General features: G+C 57.3%; 17 protein-coding genes. 3 read left to right on the top strand and 14 right to left on the bottom strand.

From position 1 onward, the window contains the following. Nucleotides 1–25 precede the first annotated feature (25 nt). Nucleotides 26–1018 (bottom strand): lysophospholipase L2, encoded by a 993-nt coding sequence (gene pldB, locus IBT54_RS12855; protein WP_033784430.1) that lies wholly within the window; start codon nt 1016–1018, stop codon nt 26–28. A 112-nt stretch (nt 1019–1130) separates the two neighbouring features. Here pldB and rhtB point away from each other — a divergent pair, with 112 nt between their 5' ends. Beyond that, complete coding sequence (gene rhtB / locus IBT54_RS12850) at nt 1131–1754, top strand: homoserine/homoserine lactone efflux protein (RefSeq protein WP_195857486.1); 624 nt, start codon at nt 1131–1133, stop codon at nt 1752–1754. A 45-nt stretch (nt 1755–1799) separates the two neighbouring features. On the opposite strand, the gene IBT54_RS12845 is transcribed toward rhtB, so the two are convergent. The 4 genes from IBT54_RS12845 to pldA all read right to left on the bottom strand — a co-directional run bounded on the left by IBT54_RS12845 (nt 1800) and on the right by pldA (nt 6189). Beyond that, entirely contained in the window at nt 1800–2609 is an 810-nt protein-coding gene (locus IBT54_RS12845) for a DUF1460 domain-containing protein (protein WP_201252257.1), read from the bottom strand. 211 nt (nt 2610–2820) lie between these two features. Further along, nucleotides 2821–3444, bottom strand: a complete 624-nt coding sequence (gene rhtC, locus IBT54_RS12840; RefSeq protein WP_033734822.1) for a threonine export protein RhtC — start codon at nt 3442–3444, stop codon at nt 2821–2823. Between the two features lie 12 nt (nt 3445–3456). Next, the gene (gene recQ / locus IBT54_RS12835) at nt 3457–5286 is read right to left on the bottom strand and encodes an ATP-dependent DNA helicase RecQ (protein WP_033784428.1); all 1830 of its coding nucleotides are present in this window, start codon (nt 5284–5286) and stop codon (nt 3457–3459) included. Between the two features lie 24 nt (nt 5287–5310). Then, nucleotides 5311–6189: a phospholipase A gene (pldA, locus tag IBT54_RS12830; protein ID WP_110331160.1), complete on the bottom strand. Its 879-nt coding sequence runs from the start codon at nt 6187–6189 to the stop codon at nt 5311–5313. A 194-nt stretch (nt 6190–6383) separates the two neighbouring features. Here pldA and IBT54_RS12825 point away from each other — a divergent pair, with 194 nt between their 5' ends. After that, a complete protein-coding gene (locus IBT54_RS12825) occupies nt 6384–6854 on the top strand; it encodes a thioesterase family protein (protein ID WP_033734820.1) in 471 nt (156 codons plus the stop codon). A 23-nt stretch (nt 6855–6877) separates the two neighbouring features. Next, nucleotides 6878–7777 (top strand): EamA family transporter RarD, encoded by a 900-nt coding sequence (gene rarD, locus IBT54_RS12820; protein ID WP_201252256.1) that lies wholly within the window; start codon nt 6878–6880, stop codon nt 7775–7777. Here the strand turns inward: rarD and IBT54_RS12815 are convergent. The 9 genes from IBT54_RS12815 to IBT54_RS12780 all read right to left on the bottom strand — a co-directional run bounded on the left by IBT54_RS12815 (nt 7748) and on the right by IBT54_RS12780 (nt 15840). Beyond that, nucleotides 7748–8800 carry an AbrB family transcriptional regulator gene (locus IBT54_RS12815; protein WP_201252255.1) on the bottom strand — a complete coding sequence of 351 codons (1053 nt, stop codon included), beginning with the start codon at nt 8798–8800 and terminating at the stop codon, nt 7748–7750. The two genes, rarD and IBT54_RS12815, sit on opposite strands and share 30 nt — an antisense overlap. 97 nt (nt 8801–8897) lie before the next feature. Further along, nucleotides 8898–9851, bottom strand: coding sequence for a magnesium/cobalt transporter CorA (gene corA, locus IBT54_RS12810; protein WP_013359692.1), 954 nt, complete (start codon nt 9849–9851; stop codon nt 8898–8900). 178 nt (nt 9852–10029) lie between these two features. Next, the gene (ysgD, locus tag IBT54_RS25465; protein WP_350769477.1) at nt 10030–10086 is read right to left on the bottom strand and encodes a YsgD/CorL family protein; all 57 of its coding nucleotides are present in this window, start codon (nt 10084–10086) and stop codon (nt 10030–10032) included. Between the two features lie 67 nt (nt 10087–10153). Continuing rightward, complete coding sequence (gene uvrD, locus IBT54_RS12805; RefSeq protein WP_013359691.1) at nt 10154–12316, bottom strand: DNA helicase II; 2163 nt, start codon at nt 12314–12316, stop codon at nt 10154–10156. A gap of 154 nt (nt 12317–12470) precedes the next feature. Next, nucleotides 12471–13187: a 5-amino-6-(5-phospho-D-ribitylamino)uracil phosphatase YigB gene (gene yigB, locus IBT54_RS12800; protein ID WP_013359690.1), complete on the bottom strand. Its 717-nt coding sequence runs from the start codon at nt 13185–13187 to the stop codon at nt 12471–12473. After that, nucleotides 13184–14089, bottom strand: coding sequence for a tyrosine recombinase XerC (gene xerC, locus IBT54_RS12795; RefSeq protein ID WP_013359689.1), 906 nt, complete (start codon nt 14087–14089; stop codon nt 13184–13186). The genes yigB and xerC overlap by 4 nt, the downstream gene beginning before the upstream one ends. Further along, complete coding sequence (locus IBT54_RS12790; protein WP_013359688.1) at nt 14086–14790, bottom strand: DUF484 domain-containing protein; 705 nt, start codon at nt 14788–14790, stop codon at nt 14086–14088. The genes xerC and IBT54_RS12790 overlap by 4 nt, the downstream gene beginning before the upstream one ends. Beyond that, nucleotides 14787–15611 carry a diaminopimelate epimerase gene (dapF, locus tag IBT54_RS12785; RefSeq protein ID WP_033734938.1) on the bottom strand — a complete coding sequence of 275 codons (825 nt, stop codon included), beginning with the start codon at nt 15609–15611 and terminating at the stop codon, nt 14787–14789. The genes IBT54_RS12790 and dapF overlap by 4 nt, the downstream gene beginning before the upstream one ends. A gap of 28 nt (nt 15612–15639) precedes the next feature. Beyond that, on the bottom strand, nt 15640–15840 hold the full coding sequence (locus tag IBT54_RS12780) for a lipoprotein (RefSeq protein WP_013359686.1): 201 nt from the start codon (nt 15838–15840) through the stop codon (nt 15640–15642). Nucleotides 15841–15894: the final 54 nt, after the last annotated feature.

Genomic DNA, 15894 nt, shown 5'->3' with positions numbered 1-15894 from the left:
GTTTTTACCGGTCGGATAAATAACGTCAGTGGTGCGATGAAAAAAAGTCGACCACTGCATTGAGTGCTTCGGCACGCATCTCATCTTTTTCAAACAGGATCTCGTGACGCGCGCCATCGATCACCCGTGGCTGATTACCTTCACACGGATGACCCGCCGCCGCCATCGCGGCACAAAACAGGTCCTGCGAACGATTGTCGACCACCCGATCGTCGCTGGCCTGTAACAGCAGCAGCGGCGTAGTGATCTTATCCACCTGACTGATGATGTTGCGCCCCGCATGGATGCCTTCGCGTACCCAATGGTAGGTCGGTCCGCCCACACGAATCGCCGGATCGTCCGCATAAAAACGCAGGTTACGCCGGTAACGCTCGGCGCTATGGGTCAGCCGGTTAATGCCAAACGGATGCGCGCGCCAGCGTCCGGTGCCGAGCGCATAGCCATCGCGTAAGGCTGGACGTTTCTCCGCCCAGTCCAGGATACGATGAGCCAGAAAAGAGGGCAACGGTAAGGCGATGCCAAACATCGGTGCCACCAGCGCGACCGCATGAAACGCCTGCGGCTGACGCGCCAGAAACAGCGTTAAAATTGCGCCACCCATTGAGTGAGCCAGCGCATAGCGCTGCTGGTAATGGCCGCTGACGATCTCTTTCAGATAGAGCGTTTCAAGATCGTCAACGTAATGCGTGAATTCTGCCACGTGACCGCGGTGTGAATCTTCCAGCAGGCGATCGGAACGCCCCTGACCGCGATGGTCCAGGATCACCACATCAAATCCGCAGTGAAACAGATCGTACGCCAGCTCAGGATATTTTATGTAACTCTCGATGCGTCCCGGCACAATCAGGATCACACGCTTGTGTTGCGGCGATGTGAAGCGAACATAACGCAGCGTCAGATTGCCGACGCCGGTAAACTCAAGCTCCTCCCGACGGTGCCAGAAATCGAGCAGCGGCCCGGTGGCGAAGGCAGCAAAGGCTTTTTCCCGTCGCAGCCAGCTGGCTTTGTGTTGATTCATTCGCCCTCCTGATGACCGGATACAGAGTCCTGAACGCCCTGCGCAGGCCGTAGCGCCGCGCTTATTTCTGGCGTATTGTGTCACAAATCCGCGACTAAAGAGAGCCTGACCCATGACCATCGAATGGTGGCTGACCTACCTGCTTACTACCACAATTCTCAGCCTGTCACCCGGTTCCGGCGCAATCAATACCATGAGTACCGGTATCAGCCACGGCTATCGCGGCACGGTGGCCTCTATCTCTGGTCTGCAGGTCGGCCTGGCGTTGCACATCGTGCTGGTCGGTATCGGTCTGGGCGCGCTGTTTTCGCAGTCGCTGCTGGCGTTTGAAATTCTGAAATGGGCCGGTGCAGCCTATCTGGTCTGGCTGGGTATTCAGCAGTGGCGCTCAGCAGGCGGCATCGATCTGGATGCGGTCTCCAGAGCGATGCCGCGTCGTCGCCTGTTCAAACGTGCCGTGCTGGTTAATCTCACCAACCCGAAAAGTATCGTTTTTCTGGCGGCGCTGTTCCCGCAGTTTATCCAGCCGCATCAGCCGCTGTTTATGCAGTATCTGGTGCTGGGCGTGACCACCGTGGTGGTCGATATCATCGTGATGATTGGCTACGCCACGCTGGCAACGCGCATTGCTGGCTGGATTAAAGGGCCAAAACAGATGAAGTTGATGAACCGTATTTTCGGTGGGCTGTTTATGGCGGTGGGCGCACTGCTGGCCAGCGCCAGAAAAATCGCTTAAGACCTGACGCGCCGAATCCGGCGCGCAATTTCTTCCTTACCGCTGCTACGGTGCAGTCAGTGGCACCGCACGCAACACAATCATGCCAGGCTTCGACCGCATATATTCCCTGAACGGCGTATCGACAACCCTGCGATTAACGGCCAGTGATGAGGCGTTCCTGAACCACAACCGGCCATCATGTCGGACGGCAATTCCGGCATGCGTGACATCCAGCCCCTGCGCGGGGGTGTAAACCCCGATGTAATCGCCAGTCTGGATCTGCGCCAGCACCTTTGGTGTGATCGCCCGGGCCGGAATGTAGGTGATGCGGCGAGGAATGATACCCAGACCGGGCACCTGTTCTTTTCCACGAGCCTGATGATTGAGCTGCTTCACTACCGTCACCGCATCCGGGCTGAGGGTGCCGGTGACATCATCGGCATTGCGCGGGTTCTCAGCGAACCAGTCGGAAAAGAAGTGGCGGCGCTTCAGAAAGCTGACCTCACCGCCAGCGTAGCGGGTCCGAATCAGGCTAGCCTCAAAGCTGGCGCGGTCATGGCTGCGGCTCAGCGCCTGGACATAATCAAGCAGCGTGAAACAATCCACTCCGTTGAAATTGATCACCAGCGCTTCCGGCGTATTGATCGAACCAGTTAACGTATGCGCCTGATAAGGCGTACCGAGAAACGCGGCAGAGATTTGGCTAATCCTTTCGCCCTGCGGCTGCTCTGACGCCGGGCGTGCCTGCGACAGGATAGCCGACACGCTATCTACTTCTGCCGTTTCAGAGACGCGATTATGGGCAGCATCAGGGGAAGCGCAGGCGCTGATAAAGGCCGCGATAAACAATAGTAAAAGGGGTTTTACTCGCATCATCCTCTCCATGAAAAAGAGTCCGTCGATACGACCATACCGGAGGTGATGGTTTCATTAATTAACGAAGGGTGACTTTTTGTCAGCGATGACAGCAGAAAGACGTCAGCAGGCCTGGATTGTGATAGCCATCACCCAGGTGAAGTTCAGAAAGAGGCAACAGGAGGTGAAATGACTGCCGGATGCGCAGCACGCTCTCCGGCATTAGGGCTTAACGCGAAATAATCAGGTGGATACCAAAACCGGCGAACAGAACGCCAGCCATACCATCTACCCACTTCGCCAGCCGCTGATACTTCGCGCGGATCCACGGCAGCGCAAAGATAGCCGCCACCAGCGTAAACCACGCAAAGGTTTCACCAACAATCAGCAGGAACAGACCCCAGCGCTCTGCTGAACCGACATCGTCACCGACGAATAGCGAGAATACGCTGCCGAAGTAAATAATCGCTTTAGGATTCGACAGGTTGGTCAGCAGGCCCTTGAGAAAGCTCATGCCGCGTTTCGGCAGCTCTACCACCGGCTCATCCTGCTGCGGCTGCTTATGACGCTGACGCGCCGAGCGCATCAGCTGCCAGCCCATCCAGAGCAGATAGAGGCCACCGCCGACCATAATAATCTGATGCAGCCACGCCATTTTTTCCAGGATCAGATGCAGGCCCATCAGCGCCACGCCCGCCCAGACAACGATACCCAGCGTAATACCCAGTACCCCCATCATCGCCTCTTTACGCGAGCGGCTGGCGGCGGTTTGCGATACGAAAAAGAAATCAGGGCCGGGGCTCATCAGCGCCACCAGATGTACCAGCGCCACGGTTGCGAATAACATCAGCATGATTAGTGTCCTTTACTCTTCATCATCAAGATGCTCTTTGATCATCACCAGGAAGGGTTTGCCAAAGCGCTCCAGTTTGCGGTGCCCCACGCCGTTGACGCTAAGCATCTCGGACGCGCTGACCGGCATCTGTTCTGCCATCTCTATCAGCGTGGCGTCATTGAACACCACGTAAGGCGGAATATTCTCTTCGTCGGCGATCGCTTTTCGCAGCTTACGCAGCTTAGCGAACAGTTTGCGATCGTAGTTACCACCGTGAAACTTCGCCGGACCGCTGCTCTTTGTTTTCGCGGTGATTAAACGCGGCACCGCCAGCATCAGTGGCACTTCACCGCGCAGCACCGGCCGCGCTGCTTCGGTGAGTTGTAATGCCGAGTGCATAGCAATGTTCTGCGTCACCAGCCCCAGATGGATTAACTGACGTAACACGCTGACCCAGTGTTCGTGGCTCTGATCTTTGCCCAGTCCATAAACCGGCAGTTTGTCATGACCCTGTTCACGGATGCGCTGGTTGTTGGACCCGCGCAGGACCTCAACGATATAGCCCATGCCGAACCGCTGGCCGACGCGATAGATGCCGGAGAGCGCTTTTTGCGCTTCAACCAGGCCGTCATACCGTTTCGGCGGATCAAGGCAGATATCACAGTTGTCGCACGGCTGCTGGCGACCCTCGCCAAAATAATTCAGCAGCACCAGGCGGCGGCAGGTCTGTGCTTCAGCAAACGCGCCCATGGCGTTGAGCTTGTGGCGTTCAATATCCTGCAAGGGCCCCGGCACTTTCTCTTCCAGGCATTTACGCAGCCAGGCCATATCGGCCGGATCGTAGAGCATCATCGCTTCGGCGGGCAGACCATCACGTCCGGCTCGTCCGGTTTCCTGATAGTAGGACTCGATGTTGCGCGGAATATCGAAGTGGACCACAAAACGGACGTTGGGCTTGTTGATACCCATGCCAAAAGCCACGGTCGCCACTACGATTTGCAGATCGTCACGCTGGAACGCTTCCTGCACGCGGGCACGCTGTTCGCTGTCGATGCCGGCATGATACGCCCCGACGCTGAAACCCCGGCTTTGCAGCCGCGCGGCGGTGTCTTCCACCTTCGCCCGGCTATTGCAGTAGATAATGCCGCATTTGCCGCGCTGATCCTGAACGTAGCGCAGCAGCTGATCGGTGGGTTTGAATTTTTCCACCAGCGTGTAGCGAATATTGGGGCGGTCAAAGCTGCTGATCTGAATCAGCGGATCCTGCATGTGCAGCAGGTTAACGATGTCGTTGCGGGTGGTTTCGTCCGCAGTCGCCGTCAATGCCATGACCGGTAATTCCGGGAAGCGCTGACGCATCTTCCCGAGTGCACCATATTCCGGACGGAAATCGTGGCCCCACTGTGAAATACAGTGCGCCTCATCTACCGCCAGCATCGCCGGTTGCCAGTGCGCCAGACTTTCCAGGAAATTATCCATCATCAGGCGTTCTGGGGCGATGTAGAGCAGCTTAACCCGGCCGGTACGGCAGTCAGCCATCACCGTCTGCTGCTGATCGCGCGTCATGGTGGAATTGAGATAGGCTGCCGCCACGCCGTTCGCCAGCAGCTGATCGACCTGATCTTTCATCAGTGAGATCAGCGGCGACACCACCAGTGTCAGCCCTTCGCGCACCAGCGCCGGGATCTGATAACAGAGCGATTTACCGCCGCCGGTGGGCATCACCACCAGACAGTCGCGTCCGCTCAGCGCCTGATTAATGATCGTCTGCTGACCGGGACGAAACTGCTGGTAGCCGAAGGTATCCTGCAATACCTGCTGAGCCAGCGCTTCCTGATTAAGAACTGCCGAGGTTGCCACGCGATTCCTGTCTTACGTTAGGGATTAGAACAAGTCGTTAAGCGTTACACCCACACCCAGACGCGTCTGGCGATGGTTGTAATCGATCAGTGATTCACCGTAGCCGCTAAACACCTGAGTATAGAAGCGGACGTGCTCGCTGATAGGGTAGCTCCAGCCCATTGTCGCGCCGCCATAACCGCTGTTCCAGTTATAGTTGCCCTCTACGCTGAAGATACTGTCGCCGAGCTTATAGCCCAGCCGGGTGCGGTAGTAACCCATATATTTGGTGATGTCGGGATTATCATCGCTGCTCGCCCCTTCAGGGATGCGATACCAGGGTTTGATTTCCGCCAGGAAGTTACCGTTCTCCGCCATCAGACGCGCATAGACACGGTTCCAGCTGCGTGAGGTCGGGTCACTTCGTCCGTTAGATTGGTGATTCAGACCCAGTTCGACATCACGCAGCGTCCAGCCACCCAGCGAGTAGTCGGTCGCCCAGCCGAGAAAAATCTGCGGCTCATAGTTGGTCTCACGGAAAGGTGATGACTCAGCACTATTCGACAGCTGCCACCAGGAACGCTGGGTATAAGAGGCTGCCAGCACCGAGTTGTCGCCCAGAATACCGCGCCATAACGGAAATGCCAGACTGAGCTGGAATTTCACTTCATCTTTACGGGCATTTTCTCCCCAGTTATAGGATGAGATCGCCTCTTTATTGAGGTCGCTGGTATAGGTGTAGAGCAGATAGTTGTTCTCGTAAGGATAGAGAACAAACGGGTTGTCGTGCTTCTCCAGCAGGTTAGCAATAATGCTACCCTGAACCTGTGGCGCGTCATGAACCTCTTTAATCCGGGCTTCATCCGCCTGCGCCAGCGCAGGAAATATCAACATTGCCGCCAGCAAGGCGCGATGCTTACGCATAAAATTCTCCGGTGAGCAGCTGCGTATCAGAATAACTGAAAGGGTGTTGTAAAAAGCAGGCCATTCTACACGCAAATGGCAGTGAGCATGAGTGCTGATTTCTTAAACTGGAAACACCCTCGCAGGCGGCATAGAATACACAACTCATTCATGTTCCGCGCCCCTCTGGCCCGATTTTTTCAGGACACATCATCATGTCATCACCCGTGCTGACACCGCAGGACGCTCGCCAGCTGGTCGGCGAAATTTTTGTTTATCACATGCCGTTTAATCAGGCGTTAGGCCTGGAGCTGATGCGTCTTGACGCAGACTACGCTGAAATCAGCTTCAATAATAAATCCATGCTGGTGGGCAATCAGGCGCAGCAGATTCTGCACGGTGGTGTTATCGCGTCCGTCCTCGATGTGGCCGCGGGCATGGTCTGCGTCAGCAATGCGTTAACCCGTCAGGAGAGCATCAGCGAAGCGGATCTGCGTCAGCGTCTGTCACGCATGGGCACCATCGACATGCGCGTTGACTATCTGCGTCCCGGACGCGGCGAGCGCTTCACCGCCACCAGCAGCCTGCTGCGCGCTGGCAACAAAGTCGCCGTGGCGCGCGTGGAACTGCACAATCAACAGGGCGATTATATCGCCACGGCTACCGCCACCTATCTTATCGGCTAACCACGCCACTGAATGGATCGCATATGGATACGCAACAAACCCGCCAGGGCGTTGGCTTTGCACTGGGCGCCTACTTTATCTGGGGCATTGCGCCCGCCTATTTCAAGCTGGTCAAACAGGTTCCCGCCACAGAAATCATGACGCACCGGGTGATCTGGTCGGCACTCTTTATGCTGTTGCTGATTACCCTGAGCCGCAGCTGGCCCGGCGTTCGCAGCGTATTGCGCCAGCCCAAAAAAGTGCTGTTGCTGGCGCTGACGGCCGTGACTGTCGGCAGCAACTGGCTGCTGTTTATCTGGGCGGTCAACAATCAGCATATGCTGGAAGCCAGCCTGGGCTACTTTATTAACCCGCTGATCAACGTGGTGTTCGGCATGCTGTTTTTGCGCGAACGTTTTCGTCGTCTGCAATGGCTGGCCGTGCTGCTGGCAACCATTGGCGTGCTGGTGCAACTGTGGCAGTTTGGATCGTTGCCGGTTATCGCGCTGGGGCTGGCCCTGAGCTTTGCCGTTTATGGTCTGATGCGCAAAAAGATTCAGGTCGATGCGCAGAGCGGCATGCTGATTGAGACCCTGTGGCTGTTTCCGCTGGCAGCCATTTATCTGTTTGGCTTTGCCGACAGCGCCACCAGTCATCTGTCCGCTAACCCGCTAAGTCTTAACCTGAAGCTGATCGCGGCCGGCATTGTGACCACCATTCCACTGATGCTGTTTGCGGCGGCCTGCAGCCGGCTGCGCCTCTCAACGGTCGGTTTCTTTCAGTACCTCGGCCCGACGCTGATGTTTGTGCTGGCGGTGGTGTTTTATGGCGAAACCATCACACCAGACAAGATGGTGACCTTTGGCTTCATCTGGCTGGCGCTGCTGGTGTTTGTCTGCGATGCGGTGGTGTTTTCATTCCGTTCCCGCGCGCGCATAGCGTGAAATAAAGCGCGCTAAAGCCGGGCCGGTCAGCAGAATAGTGAACAGGCGCAACGTCTGCATCGCCATCACAAATGCCATGTTGACCTGAGTTCCCGCAGCAATAATCGCCACCGTGTCCAGCCCGCCTGGACTGGTGGCGAGATAGGCCGTCATCAGATCGATATCCAGCATGCGCGTCAGTATCCACGCCAGCCCGCCACATAACAGCATCAGCCCGAAGATTGACGCCAGCATCTGCGGCAGCGTGCGCAGTGCCAGCAGAAAAATCGGGCGGGTAAAACGTAAACCCACGCTCCAGCCAATCAGCGCATAGGCTACGGCCAGCAGCCATTCCGGCACCTGTAGCACTGCGATTTCGCTGCTGTTCAGTACCGCACCCGCCAGCGCGGGCAGCAGTAATGCGCCAGAGGGAATGCGCAGTCGTGTGCCCAGCCACGCGCCCGTCAGCATCACCACCAGCGTAATGGCAAAGCCATAATTCAGCGCGGGAAACCAGAGCAGCGAGATGCTGTGCGCTTCATCGCCCAGCCCGATACGCGCGACCAGCGCGGCGGCCGAGGCGACAAACAGCACCCGCAGATACTGCATAAACGCCACCAGCCGTACATCAGCGCCGAAGTCCCCCGCCATCGCTACCATTGCCGAAGCACCGCCCGGTGACGAGCCCCATGCGCCGGTCGGGCCAGGCAGATGACTGAAGCGCACCAGCAGAAAACCGGACAGGCCGCTGGCCGCCAGCGTCAGCAGCAGCACCGCCAGCACGATCGGCCAGTCCTGAATCAGCGGTGTCAGAATCGAAGGCGAGAGGCTCTGGGCAATCATGCAACCCAGCACCGCCTGGGCAAGCAGGAAGAATCGTTTATCAATCCGCAGTGTGGCACCCGACAGGCCCATCACCACACCCACTATCATCGGTCCCAGTAGCAGCGCGGCAGGCACGTGAAAATAGTGCAGCACCGCACCTAGCAATACGGAAATCAGCAGCAGCAGCGTCCACTGCGTGCGTAACGAAAAAGCGTCCATAAGAAGTTAATTTTTTGTAAAAACAGGAGGGTCAGAGTACGCAGAAATCGGGACGGGAGCCAGCAGAACGGGCCATCTCAGATGGCCCGTTGCTTTTCTAAAGCCAGTTTTTACGTTTGAAGTAGAGATACGGCGCCAGTCCGGCCAGAATCATCAGGCCGATAGCCGCGGGATAACCGAAGCTCCACTTCAGTTCCGGCATAAACTCGAAGTTCATCCCGTAGCTGGAAGCGACCAGCGTCGGCGGCAGAAACACTACCGAGACCACCGAGAAGATCTTGATGATGCGGTTCTGTTCGATATTGATAAAGCCCATCGCCGCCTGCATCAGGAAGTTGACCTTCTGGAACAGCGATTCGTTATGTGGCAGCAGCGATTCGATATCGCGCAGAATTTCCCGCGCCTGCTCCAGCTGATTACCCGGTAAGCGCGCTTTACGCACCAGGAAGTTCAGGGCGCGCTGAGTATCCATCAGGCAGAGACGCACCTTCCAGCCGATATCTTCCAGTTCCGCTAAGCGTGACAGCGCCTGATCGTACTCTTCGCCCTGCTGACCTTCCATGATCACCCGGCTGAGTTTCTCCAGCGCGCTGTAGATGTTCTCGATTTCATCCGCCAGCTGTTCGATTTTGGTTTCAAACAGGTCCAGCAGCAGCTCAAAGGCGTTGCCGTCGATCAGGGTCTGGTTACGGGCACGCATGCGATAGAGGCGGAAAGCGGGCAGCTCACGTTCACGCAGCGTGTAGAGGCGGCCTTCACGAATGGTGAATGCCACGGTGGAGTTACCGGCGTGATCGTCAGCATCTTCATAGAAGAAGAAGGAGTGGATATGCAGACCATCTTCATCTTCGAAGAAGCGTGCCGAGGCCTCGATATCTTCCAGCTCTGGCCGTGTTGCCAGGCTCTGGCCCAGCTCGGTCTGCACCCGGTCACGTTCGCCCTCTTCCGGCTCGATCAGATCGACCCAGACGGAGGTGGTCAGTTTGTCGTTTTCGTCTTCCAGCTCCAGTCGCGTCAGGCGGCTGTGATCCAGTTTAAATGCGCTCAGCATAGCAATACTCCCCATTGCAGACTAAATGGGACAAGGCGGTCCGCAGTTCCTCAACATGGAACGTGCGGCCTGAACACGGAAACAGAGTTTCAGAGATAAATCAGTGCTGACTCGCGCGACGGAATCAAAAAGGGAGGTCGCTGATAACCGCTAAGGCTACCCGCGTAAAGAGGTAGCCTTAGATGTTATGCCTGGTATCCAGGTCATTGAGCCAGCATCGACTGGGCGTGTCCAAGGCATTGTCCTCTCATGATAATAGTGGGCGCATGTTACGCTGAGACGAAAAAGCCGTCAACCGCACGCTAAAGCGTTTCCAGCTTCGCGTAAGCCGCCACCAGCCACTTGATTCCCTGCCCCTGAAACGCCACCTGCAGGCGGCTGTGTTCGCCGCTGCCTTCCAGATTTATGATGGTGCCTTCGCCAAATTTTGCGTGATGAACACGCTGGCCCAGCGCGAATCCACTGTCATTTTTGGTCACCGGCGCACCCATCCGCTGATGGTTGACCGGACGGCTGACGCTGGCGCGCAGACGCACTTCTTCAATGCAGGTCTCGGGCAGTTCGCCGATAAAACGGGAAGGCCGGTGATACACTTCCTTACCATAGAGTCGGCGGGTTTCAGCGTAGGTCAGCGTCAGCTTGAGCATCGCGCGGGTCACACCGACGTACGCCAGACGACGCTCCTCTTCCAGCCGTCCACCTTCATCCAGCGACATCTGGCTCGGGAACATCCCCTCTTCCATACCGACGATAAAGACCTGACTGAACTCCAGCCCTTTGGCCGAGTGCAGCGTCATCAGCTGAACCGCATCCTGCCATTTGTCTGCCTGACCTTCGCCCGCTTCCAGCGCCGCATGGGATAAGAAGGCCTGCAGCGGCATCAGATCTTCATCTTCATCCTGATAGCTGAACTGACGCGTTGCCGTCACCAGCTCCTCAAGGTTTTCGATACGCGCCTGACCCTTTTCGCCTTTTTCCTGCTCATACATCAGCCACAGGCCGGAGTCTTTGATAACCCGGTCGGTCTGAACATGCAGCGGTAAATCGGCAGTTTCGGTGGCCAGTGAATCGACCAGCTCACAGAAGCGTTGCAGCGCAGACGCGGCGCGGCCAGCCAGTGCGCGACTTTGCAGCAGTTCGCGCGTGGCCTGCCACAGCGTCATCTGACGTTCACGCGCCGTCTGACGCACCACGTCGAGCGTACGATCGCCCACGCCGCGCGTCGGAGTATTCACTACGCGCTCAAAGGCGGCGTCGTCATTGCGGTTCGCCATCAGACGCAGATAGGAGAGCGCATCTTTGATCTCCTGACGTTCGAAGAAGCGCATGCCGCCATAAATACGGTACGGCATACTGCTCTGCAGCAGCGCCTCTTCCAGCACGCGCGACTGGGCGTTGCTGCGATAGAGAATGGCGCAGTCGTTGAGCGCACCGCCGTTCTCCATCCAGACCTTGATGCGGTTCACCACAAAGCGCGCTTCATCCAGCTCATTAAAGGCGCAGTAGATAGAGATCGGTTCGCCATCGCTGCCTTCGGTCCAGAGCTCTTTACCCAGACGGCCATTGTTATTGGCGATCAGGGCGTTGGCCGCTTTCAGGATGTTATTGGTTGAGCGGTAGTTCTGCTCCAGACGGATCGTTTCTGCACCAGGGAAATCCTGCAGGAAGCGCTGAATATTCTCGACCTGTGCGCCGCGCCAGCCGTAGATCGACTGGTCATCATCGCCTACGATGATCACCCGGCCGCTGTCGCCCGCCAGCATCCGAATCCAGGCATACTGAATATTGTTGGTATCCTGAAACTCATCCACCAGCACGTTGGTAAAGCGTTCGCGGTAGTGATTGAGGATGTGCGGCTTGTTGAGCCAGAGTTCATGGGCGCGCAGCAGCAGCTCGGCAAAGTCGACTAAACCCGCACGGTCACAGGCTTCCTGATAGGCCTGATAGATGCGCAGCCAGGTCTGCTCAATCGGATTGCCATAGCTTTCAATGTGCTTTGGCCGCAGGCCTTCATCTTTTTTGCCGTTGATGTACCACATGCCCTGACGTGCAGGCCACTGCTTGTCATCAAGGTTCATGGATTTGATCAGGCGCTTGAGCAGACGCAGCTGGTCTTCGCTGTCGAGGATCTGAAAATCCTGCGGCAGACCGGCGTCAAGATGGTGGGCGCGCAGTAAACGGTGCGCCAGACCGTGGAAAGTCCCGATCCACATTCCGCCCTGGCTGGTGCCGATCAGATGCTCGATACGGTGACGCATCTCGGCGGCTGCTTTATTGGTAAAGGTCACCGCCATAATCGAATAGGGTGAGCAGTTCTCTACTGACATCAGCCACGCAATGCGATGCACCAGCACCCGCGTTTTACCACTGCCCGCGCCTGCCAGCACCAGCAGGTTACTGCGCGGAGCCGCAACGGCCGCGCGCTGATTGTCATTCAAACCATCGAGCAGTTCAGAAACGTCCATAAGCACCGTTTACCAGAGAAAAAGCGTCGTCGTCGCGTTGTTTATTCCGCCTGCCGCAAGGCAGTGTCGCGGCCAATCAGGCGGCGACACAGATGCCGGATAAGGGACGGCGGCAAAGCAGAGAAGAGGAGACGACTGGATAAATTTACAGCCATTATAGCAGTGAGGTGAGTGATGCCAACCGCGAAATTTCGACATGCGGCAACAGGCGCGCATCCGGGATATGCATCAGGTTACCCTGTCGCAGGTTAATCCAGCAGGCCTGCATGCCGCAGCGCAGTGAGCCGGCGACATCGGTAGTCAGGTCGTCGCCCACATGCAGAATGTGTTGTGGCGCGATATCAAGGCGTTGCGCGGCAAGCTGATACATATCCTGCCACGGCTTGGCGCGCCCGTCAGGTCCGGCCCGCAGCGTGAACTGAAAGTATTCAGCAATGCCCATTTTTTCCGGGCTGGCGTTGCCGTTGGTGACCGCCACCAGCGGGATTTTTTCCGCCAGCGCTTTCAGCGTCTGATGCGTCTCATCCGGCATCTCGACCTGACTCCGCCACTGATGGAACACCGCCATCACGTCTGCCGCACCCGCGGTCGCTTCCGCAGCAGAGAGGCCGATATTGAGCATCGCCAGCTCTACCGAACGGCGTCGCCACTCTGAAACGTCATGATAGATTTCAGGCTCGCGCTGCAGCAATTCATCGCGCAGTTGCTGATAATCCTGCGGCGTGAAGTCACGCAGCGCCGGATGAAAAGCCTGCAAAGCGGCGTGAGACTCCAGCGTGGTGCGACGGATCACCGGATAGTTATCGTAGAGCGTGTCATCAAGATCGAAAGTCATGGCTTTAATGGCCGACAGCGGACGATAAAACTTCATTCGTTCTTTCCTCGTTTGGCGCGGGGATGCGCAGCGTCATACACCGAAGCCAGATGCTGGAAGTCGAGATGGGTATAGATCTGGGTCGTCGAGAGGTTCGCATGCCCCAGCAACTCCTGTACGGCGCGCAGGTCGCCGCTGGATTCCAGCAGATGCGTGGCAAAAGAGTGCCGCAGCTTATGCGGATGGATATGGCTCGCCACACCCTGTCTGACGCCCCATTCGGCAAAGCGTTTCTGCACGTTACGAGGGGAGATGCGGTTGCCGCGCGTCGACAGGAACAGCGCATCATCCTGGCCGCCGAAGGTTTCACGCAGCGGCAGCCAGTGCTGGATCCAGGTGACCGCCGTGCGGCCAATCGGCACCCGGCGCTCTTTGCTGCCCTTGCCCACGACCCACACTTCGCCGGAATCGAGGTCGACGTGGCGGCAATCCATATTCACCAGCTCGGAGAGACGCAGCCCGCCGCCATACATCACTTCCAGCATCGCGCGATCGCGCACCGCCAGCGGATCGTTAAGGTCGATCTCCAGCAGCTGATTCACTTCATCCACATCGATATTCTTAGGCAGATGGCGCGCTTTACGCGGCGTCATCACCCCTTTGGCCGGATTAGCGGAGAGCAAACCCTGGCTTACCTGCCAGTCGAGAAAACTGCGCAGGGCGGAGAGGCGCAGCGCAAGGCTGCTGGCTGAGAGTCCGGCGCGACGGCTGCGTGCCGCCATGCTACGCACCTGCGCCGGTTCCAGCTGTGCCCAGCTGCCGAGCTTCATCTCATCCGCAATTGCCACCAGCGCGGCAAGCTGGCGCGCATAGCTGCTCTGGGTTAACGGACTCAGCTGGCGCTCCACTTTCAGGTAGCGCAGAAATCCGTCGACGGCCTCCTGCAGTCCGCTGCTCATGCGCGCTCCACCCAGCGGGAAAGCAGGCCAGGCATCATCTGTGACAGGTGCTGCAACAGCAACGTCCCCATGCCCGACTGATAGTGCTGGCTGTCACGGCTGCTGAACACCAGCACGCCGAGATCGCCCTCTTCGCCCATCAGCGACATCGCAACCGAGCCAATTGCTTTGGCCTGTGGCAGCAGCAGCAGCAGTTCCGGCCCATTGATATTACCGAGATAGTGGTGCTGGTTGCCGAAACGCTGAATACGCAGCGGCTCAAACGCCTGACGCGACAGGCTCAGCTGGAAGAAATCGGAGGGGGCACCCAGCAGCCATTTGTCGCTGAACAGCCGCACATTGGCACCCGCCAGGCCCAGCTCACGCGCCCAGCGATGCAGACGGTTGAGCATATCCTGCAGCGAATCAGCCGCGGCCAGATGACTTTCCAGCGACAGCAGACGGTCAAACAGCTCATGGTTCGCGCTGGCCTGCTCCATCAGCAGTGTGATCTCTTCTTCCAGCCGCTGAATGTGGTTGCGTTGCCGGGCCATATGCCACTCGACCAGTGACACGCTGCCGCGCACCGGATGCGGCACCGCCATCTGTTCAACTTCACGGGCATTACGGATGAAGAAATCGGGATTCTGCCGCAGATAATCACTGACGGCCTGATCGTCCAGCAGAACCGAACTGTCAGCCTGCTCTTCGATATTTTTCATAGATGAATAAACCCATCGTAGACGTGTGTCGCAGGCCCGGTCATATAGAGCGGCTGACCGGCGCCTTTCCAGGAGATATGCAGCGTCCCGCCAGGCAGATCGACACGCACTTTCGGTGCCAGAATTCCCTGCTGAATGCCACATGCAACGGCAGCACAGGCACCGCTGCCGCACGCCTGCGTTTCACCCGCTCCGCGTTCGTAGACGCGCAGCCGGATATGTTCGGGATTAATGATCTCCATAAAACCGACATTGACGCGATCCGGGAAGCGCTCGTGGCTCTCCAGAATCGGGCCAAGCAGTTCAACCTGCGCGGTTTTAACACTTTCAACCTGGATGACGCAGTGAGGATTCCCCATCGACACCGCACCCAGCATCACCGTCTGTTCGGCCACGCGCAGCAGATAGAGATTTTCAGCTTTGTTAGCGCGGAACGGCACCTGCTGAGGCTCAAAGTTGGGCTCACCCATGTTCACGCGCACGTGGTCATCAGGCGTCACGGTGAGGACCATGCGGCCATTCTGGGTACTGACCCGAATATCGCTTTTGTTGGTCAGCCCTTTCAGCTGAACAAAGCGGGCAAAACAGCGCGCACCGTTACCGCACTGGGCCACTTCACTGCCGTCAGCGTTGAAAATGCGATAGTGAAAATCGAGATCGGGATCGTAAGGCGGTTCAACAATCAGCAGCTGATCGAAACCGATCCCCAGATGACGATCGGCCAGCCGGCGGATCAGTTCCGGCGAAAAGAAGACGTTTTGTGTCACCGCATCCACAACCATAAAATCGTTGCCGAGACCGTGCATTTTGGAGAACTGCATTTTTTGCTCCGCCGGATAAGCCATCAGATTAGTTCGCTTTTACGCCTGAATTGCCGGTCACCAGCCCGCCGACATCGGCTTTAGTGGCATCCGCTTTCTGGCGTTCGGTTGGGGCTTGTTGTTTCTTCGGCTGGTCCTTCGGCGGGAAGTAGAGCGGTCCTTTCAGACCACAACCTGCAAGGCTGATTACTGCCAGTGTCATGGCCAACAGGCTTATTACTTTCTTCATTCTTTATGCTCTTAATGTCCTTTACCTGGATGCTTATCATCGCAGTTGAAGGTG

This window comes from Pantoea sp. S62, assembly GCF_016658625.1.
In the GTDB taxonomy this organism is placed as follows: Bacteria; Pseudomonadota; Gammaproteobacteria; order Enterobacterales; family Enterobacteriaceae; genus Pantoea; species Pantoea vagans.
This window is presented reverse-complemented; position numbering and strand designations above follow the sequence as displayed.